Consider the following 12,550-nt stretch of genomic DNA (forward strand, 5'->3'; position numbering starts at 1 on the left):
AGGCGTTCGTCCGATTGGGCCGGCTGCGGCGCGGGCGTCAGCGTCCGATCTGCTTGTTCCAGGTCTCGACCCACTGCGCGTTGTTCGCGAGGATCTCGGCGAAGGGCGGCCAGCGCACGCTCTGCCAGGACGGCATGCGGGCCTTCTGCTCCGGCTTGTATTCCGCCTTGGTGTTCACGACGGGATATTGGATGGCGGCGGCCCAGCAGGACTGGCGGTCCGGCGCGAACAGGAAGTTGATGAAGTCCCAGGCGAGCGGAGAGCCGTTCTTGACCTTCTGCACCACCGTCGGACTCACGACGCCGCCCGGCTCGGGATAGACGAAGTTGAGGGCCTTGAAGCCGCCATCCTTCGCGGCCCAGGCCCGGCCGTCCCAGTAGATGCCGATCTCCGCCTCGCCCGACTGCATCTGGGTGAGGAACTGGTTCACGTCGTTCCAGAAGACGATATTGCCGCTGTCGCGCATCGCCTTGAGCTTCGCGACCGCCGGCGCGACGTCGGCCCCCTTGCCGCCCAGGACGTCGTTGAAGTTCCAGATCACCGCCGTCGGCGTGGTGCTGGCGACGTTGATCCCGGGCAGGCTCGCCTGCCAGTCGCCCTTGATGGTGCGGTCGATGAACTCGGCCCAGGTCTTGGGCGGGTTCTTGATCCTGTCGGCGTTGTAGGCGAGTCCCGCCGCCCCGTAATGGGTGGCGACGGCGGTCCCGCCCGCGATCCGCTTGAACGGCTCGGGGACGTCGGCGAGGTTCGGCACCTTGGCCGGATCAATCGTCTCGACGAGTCCCTTGTTCTTGGCATCCTCGGCACTGTCGATGAGGTGGAGCAGGACGTCGATCGGCGGCTTCTGCGGGTTGGCGGAGATCTGCGCGACGTATTGCGGACCGGTGCCGAGCACGACGTCAACCGTCTTGCCCGTCTGCTTCTGGAACGGTTCGATGTAGCAGGTGCGCAGCGACTTCTCCCAGACGCCGCCGAAGGCGGTGACGGTCAGGTCGGCGGCGCGCGCCTGGCCTGACGCGACGGCCGTGACCGCTACGAGACTGGCTGCGACGGATCGTGTGCGTGTGAGTGTGGGCACGGTCTGGTCTCCAGGGTCGGTCTGAGAGGAAGCGGGCAGGCCGAGCCCGCGTCAGGTTGAGCTCATGTGCTTGAGACCGACGGTCCGATCGATGAGCAGGAGGGCGAGGAACGCGATCAGCATCTGCACCGTACCGATGGCCGCGATCGCCGGGTCGAACTGGTTCTGCAGGTAGCTCAGCATCACCACCGGCAGGGTGTTGGTCTGCGCGCTGGTGAAGAAGAGCGAGAGCGAGAGATTGTCGAGGGAGATCAGGATCGAGAACAGCATGCCGCTGAAGATCCCGGAGCTGATGAGCGGCAGCGTGATGTACCGGAAGATCTGCCACCGGCTGGCGCCCAGGATGGCTGCGCCCTCCTCATATTCCCGCCCAATGCCCCGGTAGACGGCGACGACGGTGCGCACGACGTAAGGCAGCGACACGACCGTGTGGCCGATGAGCAGCGACGTGAAGGAGATGCCGAGCCCCAGCGACGACAGGTTGAAGAGGAGCGCCACGCCGAGCAGGATCATCGGGATGGAGATCGGCGAGAGCAGGAAGGTCGAGACGGCATCCGCCGTTGCCGTGCCGCTGCGCGCCAGTACCAGGGCCGCCGGGACGCCGAGCAGCGCCGCCGCCAGCGCGGCGAGGACCGCGAGCTTCAGGCTGAACAGCAGCGAGGTCAGGAAGGGCGTGTATTCCAGCAGGCGATAGTACCAGCGCAGCGAGTAGCTCTGCACGGGAAACTGAACGAAGGCTGCATCCGAGAACGACACGAGGACCACGAAGACGATCGGCGCCAGGAGGAAGACGAAGAAGAGGACGACGAAGGCCGTGAGGACGGTTTGCGGCAGGACGCGCTCGAGGCGTCGCAGGAGCGGAAGGCTTATCATGCTCTCGTCCCCCGGCGCCGGAGCAGACGCAGCTGCAGGAAGAGAGAGGCCACCGCGAGGGCGAGGAGGACGTTCCCCATCGCCGAGGCGAAGCCGAGATTCTGCACGAGCAGGAACTGCTGGTAGATCAGCAGCGGTAGTGTCACCACGCTGCCGCCGCCCAGGAGCAGCATCGTCAGGAAGCTGCCATTCGCCAGCATGAACACGACGATCGAGCCGGTGGCGATGCCGTCGAGGCTGAGCGGCAGCGTGACCTCCCAGAAGGTGCGCAGGCGGCCGGCGCCGAGGATCTGCGCTCCCTCCTCCAGTTGCCGGTCGATGCCGCGCAGGACGGCGGCGATCGAGATCACCATGAAGGGCACGAGCACGTGCACGAGCCCGATGATGACCGAGGCCGGCCCCTGCAGCAGGCGGAGGGGACGCTCGATCAGGCCGAGATCGAGGAGGACGACGTTGAGGACGCCGTTGCGGGCCAGGATCACGCTCCACCCGAAGGTGCGCATGATGATCGAGGTCAGGAGCGGGGCGACCAGGAGGAAGATCAGCAGGCTGGTCCAGCGGCCCCCGTGCCGTACCAGGTAGTAGGCAATCGGGAAGCCGATCACCACGCAGATCAGCGTCGCCTCGAAGCTCACCCATACGGTTTGAGCCAGGATGCCGAGGTAGTAGGGATCGGTGAACAGGCGGGCGTAGTATTCGCCGGAGATCCGCGTTCCCTCCGCCGTCGGCACGGCGACGCTGCGGACCGCGTTCTCGGCGAGCGGCACCGCGAAGAACAGGATCAGGAAGGTCAGGGCGGGCAGAAGGGCGAGCAGGCTCGACAGCCGGCGCCGCCATGCCTGGGCCTTAATGAGCGGTTGCATCGACGACCCTCGCGGCTCCCTCGGGCCAGGTGAGCGCCACCGGCGTCCCGAGCGGCAGGGCCACGTCGGCCATCGGTCCGGTGACCTGCTGGTAGACGATGAACGGAACCTCGAGACCTGGCACCGCCACCTGGTAGACATGGGTCGCGCCGCGAAAGACGTGCCCGGTGATCTGGCCGTCCACGAATCCCGTGATGCCCTCGTGGCCGCTGCTGGGTGCCATGTGGATGTGCTCGGGGCGGATGGCGACCAGAACCTCCGCGTCGGCGCCGGGCGGGTGCCTGGACCACGCCGTGAACGCCGCCTCCGGGGTAAGTCCCGCGACACCCACCCGCACGGCCCCCCCGCTGTCCTGCGACCGGACGCGGCAGGCGAGGATGTTCGACGTTCCCAGGAACTCCGAGACGAAGCGGCTCTTCGGCCGCTCGTAGACCTCCGTCGGCGTGCCGACCTGGAGGATGCGGCCCTTGCTCATCACCACGATGAGGTCGCTCATGGTCAGAGCCTCCTCCTGGTCGTGGGTCACGATGAGCGTCGTGATGCCGAGGCGCTGCTGGAGCTGCCGGATCTCGAACTGCATCTGCTCGCGCAGGCTCTTGTCGAGGGCGCCGAGGGGCTCGTCGAGGAGCAGGACGGAGGGCTCCGTCACCAGCGCACGCGCCAGGGCGACCCGCTGCTGCTGCCCGCCCGAGAGCTGGGCGGGATGCCGGTCGGCGAACTGGGGCAGGCGGATGACATCGAGCATCCGCCGCGTCCGCTCCTCGATCTCGGCCCGAGGCAGACCCGCCATCCGCAGCCCGAAAGCGACGTTCTGGGCCACGGTCATGTGGGGAAACAGCGCGTAGCTCTGGAACACCATCCCGAGGCGGCGGCGCTGCGGCGGTGCGTAGGTCTTGTCCTCGCCGCCGATGAGCACGCGACCGCTGTTCGGCAACTCGAAGCCCGCGACGATGCGCAGGGTCGTGGTCTTGCCGCAGCCGGACGGCCCGAGGAGTGCGCACATCGCGCCGGCCGGCACGGTGAAGGAGCAGGGTTGAAGGGCGACGACGCCGCCGAATGCCTTCGTCACGGCATCGACCTGCAATCCTGCCGCACCGTTAGGCGCTATGCCGTCTGCCCGCATCGCCGATCCCCCTCGCTACCCCTGATCGTGCGCCGATTTTTTCTTCTGTAAAGAGAATAATTATCTTGAAAGAAAAATTTTCCCGAGACTTAATCGCCGTAAGGCTGCTGGCCGCGCCGCAGCCGGCGTTGTCGTTCGACCGTGGCGGAGGTCGACCTTTCAGCCGCGACCAGGCGCGGCGACTCATCGGGGGTGTCAGATGCTCGAGAAGTTGGCGGCTATCGTCGGTGCGTCTGGCATCCTCTCGTCCGCAGCAGACATGGCGCCGTTCGTGGAGGACTGGCGCGGCCTCTCCCAGGGTGAGGCGCTGTGCGTGGTGTTGCCCGCCACGCCCGAGCAGGCAGCCGAGGTCGTCAGGCTCTGTGCCAGGACCGGGACGCCGGTGCTGCCTCAGGGCGGCAACACCAGCCTCTGCGGTGGTGCCGTCCCCCCGAGCGGCGGTCCGCGGCCGGTCATCGTCGGGCTGCAGCGGCTCCGCCGCATCCGCGCCATCGATCCCGTCAACGACACGATCACGGTGGATGCCGGATGCGTGCTCGCGACCGTGCAGGCGACGGCGGCCGAGCACGGCCGGCTTTATGCCGTGAGCCTCGGCGCCGAGGGTTCCTGCCAGGTTGGCGGTACCATCGCCACGAATGCGGGCGGCACCGGCGTGCTGAGATACGGCAATACCCGCGACAACGTGCTCGGCCTCGAGGTGGTGCTGCCCGACGGGACGATCTGGGACGGCCTTACGGCCCTGCGCAAGAACAACACCGGCTACGACCTCAAGCACCTCTTCATCGGCTCGGAGGGCACGCTGGGTCTCATCACCGGCGCGGTGCTCAAGCTCCATCCGCTGCCGACCGCCCGCTCAGTGGCGTGGCTGTCCGTGGCCGAGCCGCAGGCGGCGATCGAGGCGCTTAGCCTCTTCCGCGCGTCCTGCGGGTCGCGGCTCTCGGCCTTCGAGATGATCAATGACAGCCAAGCGGCCCTCGTCGTGAAGCACGTGCCGGGGCGCCGCATCCCCGTGACGGGGGGCGGATGGCACGTCCTCGTCGAACTCGCCGACACGGGCAACGAGGCCTCCCTCGATGCTGCGATGCAGGCGGTTCTGGAGGATGCGCTCGACCGCGGCCTCGTGACGGACGCCGTCGTCGGTGCGAGCGAGGCGCAGCGCGAGGCGCTCTGGGCCGTCCGGCATGGGGTGTCTGAAGCGAACAAGAAGGAAGGCGTCAGTCTGACCTCGGACACGGCCGTGCCAATCTCCGCGGTGCCCGCGTTCATCGCATCGGCTACGGCGGCCGTGCGCGCCATCATCCCGGGCTTGACGGTGCTGGTCGTCGCCCACCTGGGCGACGGCAACGTCCATTTCATACCGTTCTTCAGCTTCGCCGCATGGGAGGTGCTCGCCGAGCGTGAGGCGATCGTGCAGCGCATCCGCCACGCGGTCGACGACGCAGCGATGGCCCTCGGCGGCACCTTCAGCGCCGAGCACGGGGTCGGCGCGACCCACCTGCCGGAGATGGCTCGCTACAAGCCCCCGGTGGAACTCGCCATGATGCGGGCGATCAAGCAGGCCTTCGATCCAAGCGACCTCTTCAATTCCGGCCGACTCCTGCCGCTTCGCGCCACCGCGCCGACTTCTGCCTCGCACTCCTGACGATCGGATACCCCATCATGCTGACGGCGAACGCCCTTCGCGGCATCCTGCCCGCCATCCCGACACCCGTGCGCGACGACGACACCGTGGACGAGGGCGCACTGAAGGCGCTCTTCGCCTGGCTCCTGAAGCAGGGGATCGACGGGATCGTCCCCCTCGGCGGCACCGGCGAGTACGGCGCGCTCGCACGGGCCGAGCGCATCCGGACCGCCCGCCTCTCGGTCGAAGCCATGAACGGCCAGGGCCCCGTGATCGCCGGCGTCCTTGACACGGGCTACCACGACGCGCTCCAGGCCACCCGGGAATTCGCCGATGTCGGCATCGACGCAGTGCTGGTGCTCACACCCTACTACACCAACCCTACCCAGGCCGGCATCCGCGACTACTTCCTGCGCCTCGCGGACACCGCGCCGGTGCCGATCCTGATCTACGAGATCCCCTACCGCACCCGCATCGCGATCAATCCCGCCGTCACGCACGAGCTGTCGCGCCACGAGCGCATCATCGGCATGAAGGCGTGCAATACGGACATGTACCACTTCCTGCAGGTCGTGGCCGGTGTGGACCCGGACTTCGCCGTCCTCAGCGGTGAGGACAGCCTGTACCCGCTGCACGTCGCGGCAGGCGCCAGAGGCGGCATCATCGTGACGGCGAACATCCTACCGAGGGCGTGGCGGGCGATTCACGAGGCGGCCTCGGCCGGCCGCACGGCGGAGGCGTTAGCTCTGCACCGTCGCCTTATCCCCCTCATGAACCTGGCCTTCGCCGAGACCAGCCCCGGCCCGATGAAGTCTGTTATGGACATAATCGGCGTGAATGCGCCGCGTATGCTTCCACCTCTCCAGCAGCCATCACCTGATCTGATAAAAAAACTGCGCCAAGAACTAAAAATCCACATCGACAATTGGGAAATACTACCTGCTTCGGGGAGGCGGACAAGCGCCATTCCCGCATCCTGACCGCCAACACGGGTCAAGACGGGCACGACCAGGGCCGGAAGGTGATCGCCTTGCGTTCGCCTATCTCGACTTCGGCGCAGATTCCGGCCACCTCTTTCCCCCTAGGCGGCGTGATCCCGCCGGGCGACTTCGCGGCTTTGCGGCAGGCCAGAGCCTCGGGATCTTCCCTGTCGGCAACGTTATTGCTGAGGCAGCGGTCACGCTAATCGCCGAACTGAACGAGCGCCTTGCATACGACACTCGAGGACTTGATCACGAAGCTGCGACGCTACGAGTTCGATGAGTCCGCCACGCGCATACGCCAAGCTTATGCGAATGGCACGATGACTTTTGATAGCTCTGCTATCCGGTGACCAGCGGGCATCCCAACGACACAAGTCGAAGGTCCGGAAGTGGCGCATTGCCGAACAACCCCGGATTTGAGGTCAGCGCCCATCGTCAGCTGGCATGTGACCCGTCGGGTTCCCTCCCCTGCCGTCCAAAGCTAAGCTCCCGGCACCCCCGTATCGGCGGCAACATGACTGCTGCAGGGAAGCACGTGGCGCGTTGCCGACCATTTCCCCGAGGCTCAGCGGCTGTCCGTCGGCACTCAGCTCGACTTTGGCCCTTCAGGCGGCGTGGCAGAGGGCGTAGTCCCAGGGTGGTGGGAGAGCGAAGCGGCGTTTTGTTCGGTGTCCGCGGCGGCGTGACGTTCTCAAACTCTGCTCGCGCCAGAGCACCCGGCGCACCACCGCCAGGGGTCACTGAAGGTCGGCCGCGGCTTCAGGTACCATGCCGCCGTCACTACCTGACACCTGGCACGAGCGGGAACTCGGCTGGCCAGCAGCGTGACGCTGGAGACCAGCGCGAACAGGCAGGGCGTGGTGCGGGCGATCGCTGTGTCAGACCATTGTCGCTGGGTCTCGACACCCAGATGTGCCCGCAGCTCTTGGAAGGTCACCTCGACGCTCCAGCGGCGCACGAACCAGGCGACGACCTGCTCGGGATCGTGCGTCAGGTCGGTACACAGTGGACTTGCTTCGGTTGAGTGGAGAGCGGTTGAGCCGGTGCACCGCCTCTCGACCTGGACGGGGCTGACGAAGCCGAGCGCGGCATGGCGCCGGCGGGGAGTGTAGAAGCCGTCGATGGAGCGGGCCAGGGCGTCGGTCGCCTCGGCTCGCGTTTGGAAGGCGCTGCGCCGGACCAGCTCGCTTTTCAGCGTCTTGAAGAACCTCTCGACCCTCGCGTTATCGTAGCAGTTGCCCTTGCCGGACATCGAGATCACGATGCCGTGGCGTCTGGTCCTGGATCACGGAACGCGAGGTTGCCGGCACGGCCGAGGAGATCGCCAAGGGCCTCTCAGAGACGGACTGGATCCGCCTGTCTGCTGGGGCGGGCACGAAGGGCGCGCGCCTGTGCGACTGGGCCTACCTGCCTCTCGCCACCCTGCCGGCCAGCGCCCTGGATCCAGCCCTCGATGAGAGTCTGTGGACGCGCGGATTGCTGGTGCGGCGCAGCCTCTCGGATGGGGCTCTGGCCTACTTCACGACTTGGTGCCCAGCCGGGGCGCCCCTGGCGAGGCTGGTGGCGGTGGAGGGCCGGCGCTGGGCCATCGAGGACGCCTTCGAGACCGCCAGGACGGAACTCGGCTTGGCCCCCAACGAGAGCCGGTCCTGGCATGGCTGGCACCGGCACGTCTCGCTGGTGATGCTGGCCTTTGCCCTGCTGGCCCGGGTGCGCCGGCTGGCGAATGGCGCTCCCCCAAAAACGGCGGTCATCGCCACGCTCTCTGGTGCCCTGGTCGATCCAAGAGATCCGGCGCGGGGCGATGCGGCTGGCGCAGCGGCGCATTGAGCCGGCCTTCATACTGGCTTGGTCCGCATGGCGTCGCGCCCACCAGGCTGCTGCTCAACGCGCGCACGTCAGCCGTAGGCCGCAACTGTAATACTAGTGCCGGTGCGCAGCTTCGCCGGCCTCTGTGTCATGGCCCCGTCCATCCGCCGGGCCGGTCCCGACGCGTTCCGCCGGGCGCCGCGCCCGGGGTTGCAGCTGCTGCGGGCAGGCTGCAGCCAGATCCCGCCGAGCGCGGCGGCCTGCGAGCGCGAACTGCCCGCGTAGATCGCCGAGAGCGCCAGCAGACGGCGGGTTTGAGCCGGATCATGCGACGCTCTGGCCAAGCGGCGCAGAGCCTCGGCGTCGAAGTCCCATCGCAGCGGAACGGGAGCGGCCAATCCAGCCCCCTCGAGCTTCAAACCCGAGGACAGACTCAGAGCGAGGACCCCACCGCCAGCCTGCGTGAGGCTCGACCAACAAGGCTCGGTGTAAAGTTTGCGAATCGTGACGCGCGACAGGGCGGCGAGCCGAATCACACCGAGTGCGGGGGAAAGTTCCAGGGGAGATGGGCTTTGGTCTCGATGGATGTGCCGGTCTACGCCTCGCGCGCCTTGCGCAGCCGACTTAAGGCCATGGACGCGCCCGCTCGGTTCCAAGTGCAGCAGGGACTCACTTCAAATGCGGTGCATTTTTCGAAATTTCGATGGAGATATTCCGTACCAACGGGTGAACGCACGAACGAATGCGCTGGTCTCCGAGTAGCCCAAATCATAAGCAATATCCGAAACTCCCATTTCACTCGAAAGAAGTTTATTGCGTGATTCCGATTTACGAAAATTTTCTACTAGTAATCCAAAAGTTATATTTTCTTCTACAAGTTTACGCTGCAGGGTTCTGCTTGATATCGAAAGAGATCGACTCGCGTGTTCAAGAGACAAGTTGCCAGCAGCTATATTTTGCCTTATATATCCCTCTGTTCTGATCGCAGCAGACGTCCTCTGCACTTCAAGTCCGAGTGTCATTATGTTTCGACATAGAAGACTTAACAGGTTGGAATCGGCTTGAGGCATCCGACTGACTACTCGTTCCGGACGGAACAAGAGTGCGTTTGTGCGACACTCAAAGCGCACCGGCGCACCAAATGCAGATTCGATATCTCGCCAATTTCCCGTTCTGGCATGCTCAAGATGGAGCTCGTCTGGACACCAGTCTGCACCGGAACAATGCCTGAAAACGTTGCAGAACATGCCTAGCGTCAGGACTGCGTCTTGATGACGATTTAATATTCGGGGATCCTCGATGCGATAAGTCAGTTTATAGAAAGGGTCTGAGAAGCTAAGATTTGTGGAAGTCAACTGCTGATGATACCTGAAATATTGAGCCAGATTCTCTGCTGCATGCAGGGCGTTGTCAGACGATATCGCAATATACCCAATCAAGCCGAGCTGGACAGGCTGGAATTGCTGCCCAAAGGAAAGACCAAAGTTATCATCACCTGATCTGCGGGCCGCAAGATCCAATAAATCACAATATTTGCGCAGATCCAGCTTTGCAAGCGGATCACCCAAGTGGCGACTATCAACTCCGACGCTACCGAGAACACTGTCCAGGCAGAGACGGCGAGACTGAATAAAGCCAACCAACCCTGTGGCGGCGGCCGATAGGAGCTTTGCCGGCCCGGCATTTCCAAGGGGAGCTCTCATGCCCACGATCCTAGCGGTCCAGCCAAGGCAATTTTCAGGCCGTTCCGCGGAGCCGTACCATCGAGCAAGCGCCTCACGGCGTCAACAAACGAACTGCGATGGCGCCAGCTGTCAATTTTCCGGCAGCTACGGTCAACCGTTCCCGGCCATGAGGGTGCTAATGTGCATACCAGATACGCTGCAATCGCTGATTGTGCTCCCGGTTCTCTTTCGGCCTTCCGTGGGCGCGAGGATAAGGCCATGGCTACTTATCAGTGCACGCTAGGTGGTGAGCGACATACGTTTGCGGATTTGAAAGCCGTCCTCGCAGCCGCCTCAGCACTCAAGTCGGGCGACGAACTCGCCGGTATCGCTGCCGCGAATTCGAAAGTGCGCATGGCTGCGCGCTTCGTCCTGGCGGACACTCCGCTCATGACATTTCTGGAGGACTTAGTCGTTCCTTATGAGGATGACGAAGTGACCCGGCTCATCATCGATAGCCACGACCGGAACGCTTTCGCACCGGTGGCGTCACTGACTGTCGGCGGGCTGCGGGACTGGCTCCTTTCCGAGGCCGCTGACGAGACCGCGCTGACTGCCCTGGCGCCCGGTCTTACGCCCGAGATGGTTGCGGCCGTCTCGAAGCTGATGCGCAATCAGGATCTGATCAGCGTCGCAAGCAAGTGTCGAGTGGTGACCGCGTTTCGCACTACCCTCGGTCTCAGAGGGCGGCTGGCGACGAGACTGCAGCCGAACCATCCCACAGACGACGCACGCGGCATCGCGGCAAGTGTGCTCGATGGCCTGCTCTACGGCGTTGGCGATGCCGTCATCGGCATCAACCCCGCAACGGACAGTGTCTCCAATGCCATCGCTTTGATGGAAATGCTGGATGCTGTGCGTCAGGAGTACCGCATTCCCACCCAGACATGCGTGCTGACACACGTCACGAATTGTATCGAGATCATGAACCGGGGCGCACCGGTCGATCTCGTGTTCCAGTCGGTCGCCGGTACGGAAGCCGCGAACCGTGGCTTCGGAGTCGACCTTAACGTTCTGCACGAAGCCTACGACGCTGCACGCGGTCTTAATCGAGGTTCGGTTGGGCAAAATGCGATGTATTTCGAGACTGGCCAGGGCTCAGCGCTTTCGTCCGGCTCTCATCACGGCGTCGATCAGCAGACCGTCGAAACCCGCGCCTATGCCGTGGCACGGGCCTTCGCGCCGCTGCTAGTGAACACTGTTGTCGGGTTCATTGGTCCTGAATATTTGTATGATGGCAAACAAATCACCCGTGCAGGACTAGAAGATCATTTCTGTGGCAAGCTGCTTGGTCTGCCGATGGGCTGTGATGTCTGTTACACCAATCATGCCGAAGCAGATCAAGATGACATGGATGGCCTTATGACGTTGCTGTCGGCCGCCGGATGCACGTTTCTCATCGCAATTCCCGGCTCCGATGACATAATGTTAAACTATCAAAGCCTTTCGTTCCATGACGTTCTCTACCTCCGCTCGTTGCTGGGGGTTCGCGCGGCCCCTGAATTCGAGGCGTGGCTCCAAGAGATGGGTGTAAACGACGGGAGGACCGCCGCCCGCAATCAAACGCAGCTCGAAGCGCGCTTTATGGGGCGGCTCATCGATGGGCGGGCGGCATGAACAAGCCAGTCAAAGAGCCTGCTCCGCCTTCCTCGGGGAGATCCATTGCAGATCCATGGGCTGCACTGCGTGGCGTAACGCCTGCACGCATTGGCCTTGGGCGCAGCGGCAACGCCATCCCCACACGTGGCGTGCTTGATTTTCAGTACGCCCACGCCCTGGCGCGTGATGCCGTCCACGAACCTCTTGACGTGGCTGCTCTCACGCGGGCGCTGCAGCCGCTGCGGACTATTGCTGTCGCCAGCAATGTGCCCGATCGCGGTACCTACCTGCGGCGTCCAGACCTTGGCCGAGTGCTTAGCCCCGAGAGCCTCACAGCCTTTGAGGGTCTGAAACCTGCGGACATTGTTTTCGTCGTCGCCGACGGACTGTCTGCCACGGGCATTCAAGCGCATGCTGCTCCTCTTGTTCATGCCTGTGCCACCGAACTAGCCGACTGGGACATCGGACCGATTGTTCTCGCGGTGCAGGGACGCGTCGCACTCGGCGACGATATCGCTGCTCGTCTCGGAGCGCGCCTTTGCGTGATGATCATCGGCGAGCGACCCGGCCTGACAGTGTCAGACAGCATTGGGATCTATCTCACTTTTGGACCACGTCCCGGCCGGCAGGACTCTGAGCGGAACTGCATCTCCAATATTCATCCCAACGGCGGCCTGTCCTCGACTCAGGCCGCCTGCAAGCTCGGCTGGCTCGCCCGCGAGGCGCTGCGCCGCCAGTATTCCGGCGTGGCGCTGAAGGACGACATGCCGTCCATCTTAGAAAGCGGCGCCGGCGCACCTAAACTTTCCTCGTCTTGACATGGAAGGCGTTCGGAAATAATCGCTCAATGATGATTAACAAATCAGTAGGGGGGTAC

Annotated in this window: 9 protein-coding genes and 4 pseudogenes; 6 read left to right on the forward strand and 7 right to left on the reverse strand. The window is 64.3% G+C overall.

All coding sequences use genetic code 11. The features are described from left to right. Positions 1-37 precede the first annotated feature (37 nt). The 4 genes from MNOD_RS37335 to MNOD_RS37350 are packed head-to-tail and all read right to left on the reverse strand — an operon-like array spanning position 38 to position 3,883. A complete protein-coding gene (locus MNOD_RS37335; protein WP_015934132.1) occupies positions 38-1,078 on the reverse strand; it encodes an ABC transporter substrate-binding protein in 1,041 nt (346 codons plus the stop codon). 51 nt (positions 1,079-1,129) lie between these two features. Then, on the reverse strand, positions 1,130-1,951 hold the full coding sequence (locus MNOD_RS37340) for an ABC transporter permease (protein ID WP_015934133.1): 822 nt from the start codon (positions 1,949-1,951) through the stop codon (positions 1,130-1,132). After that, positions 1,948-2,814 (reverse strand): ABC transporter permease, encoded by an 867-nt coding sequence (locus MNOD_RS37345; protein WP_015934134.1) that lies wholly within the window; start codon positions 2,812-2,814, stop codon positions 1,948-1,950. Before MNOD_RS37345 ends, MNOD_RS37340 begins: the two co-directional genes overlap by 4 nt. Continuing rightward, a complete protein-coding gene (locus MNOD_RS37350) occupies positions 2,798-3,883 on the reverse strand; it encodes an ABC transporter ATP-binding protein (protein ID WP_244424867.1) in 1,086 nt (361 codons plus the stop codon). The genes MNOD_RS37345 and MNOD_RS37350 overlap by 17 nt, the downstream gene beginning before the upstream one ends. A gap of 253 nt (positions 3,884-4,136) precedes the next feature. On the opposite strand from MNOD_RS37350, the gene MNOD_RS37355 reads away from it, so the two are divergent. From MNOD_RS37355 to MNOD_RS49665, 3 genes and pseudogenes are all read left to right on the forward strand, one after another. Beyond that, positions 4,137-5,579, forward strand: coding sequence for an FAD-binding oxidoreductase (locus MNOD_RS37355; protein WP_015934136.1), 1,443 nt, complete (start codon positions 4,137-4,139; stop codon positions 5,577-5,579). Between the two features lie 17 nt (positions 5,580-5,596). Next, positions 5,597-6,538 carry a 4-hydroxy-tetrahydrodipicolinate synthase gene (gene dapA, locus MNOD_RS37360; protein WP_015934137.1) on the forward strand — a complete coding sequence of 314 codons (942 nt, stop codon included), beginning with the start codon at positions 5,597-5,599 and terminating at the stop codon, positions 6,536-6,538. Positions 6,539-6,639: 101 nt separating this feature from the next. Continuing rightward, positions 6,640-6,821, forward strand: a pseudogene (locus MNOD_RS49665) (hypothetical protein); the annotation flags it as partial. Between the two features lie 744 nt (positions 6,822-7,565). Here the strand turns inward: MNOD_RS49665 and MNOD_RS47550 are convergent. Further along, positions 7,566-7,817: pseudogene (locus MNOD_RS47550) on the reverse strand (integrase core domain-containing protein); the annotation flags it as partial. A gap of 2 nt (positions 7,818-7,819) precedes the next feature. Here MNOD_RS47550 and MNOD_RS37370 point away from each other — a divergent pair. Further along, positions 7,820-8,371: pseudogene (locus MNOD_RS37370) on the forward strand (transposase family protein); the annotation flags it as partial. Positions 8,372-8,571: 200 nt separating this feature from the next. Here MNOD_RS37370 and MNOD_RS47555 read toward each other — a convergent pair. Together MNOD_RS47555 and qhpR are read right to left on the reverse strand one after the other, a co-directional pair. Next, positions 8,572-8,787: pseudogene (locus tag MNOD_RS47555) on the reverse strand (IS630 family transposase); the annotation flags it as partial. Between the two features lie 237 nt (positions 8,788-9,024). Continuing rightward, the gene (qhpR, locus tag MNOD_RS44825) at positions 9,025-10,053 is read right to left on the reverse strand and encodes an AraC-like transcriptional regulator QhpR (protein ID WP_015934140.1); all 1,029 of its coding nucleotides are present in this window, start codon (positions 10,051-10,053) and stop codon (positions 9,025-9,027) included. 240 nt (positions 10,054-10,293) lie between these two features. Between qhpR and MNOD_RS37380 the strand changes: the two genes are divergently transcribed. Then, the gene (locus MNOD_RS37380; protein WP_015934141.1) at positions 10,294-11,691 is read left to right on the forward strand and encodes an ethanolamine ammonia-lyase subunit EutB; all 1,398 of its coding nucleotides are present in this window, start codon (positions 10,294-10,296) and stop codon (positions 11,689-11,691) included. Next, entirely contained in the window at positions 11,688-12,491 is an 804-nt protein-coding gene (eutC, locus tag MNOD_RS44830; protein ID WP_015934142.1) for an ethanolamine ammonia-lyase subunit EutC, read from the forward strand. The genes MNOD_RS37380 and eutC overlap by 4 nt, the downstream gene beginning before the upstream one ends. Positions 12,492-12,550: the final 59 nt, after the last annotated feature.

Source organism: Methylobacterium nodulans ORS 2060, assembly GCF_000022085.1.
GTDB classification, from domain to species: Bacteria; Pseudomonadota; Alphaproteobacteria; order Rhizobiales; family Beijerinckiaceae; genus Methylobacterium; species Methylobacterium nodulans.

What these genes read in the sequence shown, in the direction of transcription:
- eutC (WP_015934142.1), top strand. Translation starts at nt 11,688, where the DNA reads ATGAACAAGCCAGTCAAAGAGCCTGCTCCGCCTTCCTCGGGGAGATCC.
- MNOD_RS37340 (WP_015934133.1), bottom strand. Translation starts at nt 1,951, where the DNA reads ATGATAAGCCTTCCGCTCCTGCGACGCCTCGAGCGCGTCCTGCCGCAA.
- MNOD_RS37380 (WP_015934141.1), top strand. Translation starts at nt 10,294, where the DNA reads ATGGCTACTTATCAGTGCACGCTAGGTGGTGAGCGACATACGTTTGCG.
- qhpR (WP_015934140.1), bottom strand. Translation starts at nt 10,053, where the DNA reads ATGAGAGCTCCCCTTGGAAATGCCGGGCCGGCAAAGCTCCTATCGGCC.
- dapA (WP_015934137.1), top strand. Translation starts at nt 5,597, where the DNA reads ATGCTGACGGCGAACGCCCTTCGCGGCATCCTGCCCGCCATCCCGACA.
- MNOD_RS37345 (WP_015934134.1), bottom strand. Translation starts at nt 2,814, where the DNA reads ATGCAACCGCTCATTAAGGCCCAGGCATGGCGGCGCCGGCTGTCGAGC.
- MNOD_RS37355 (WP_015934136.1), top strand. Translation starts at nt 4,137, where the DNA reads ATGCTCGAGAAGTTGGCGGCTATCGTCGGTGCGTCTGGCATCCTCTCG.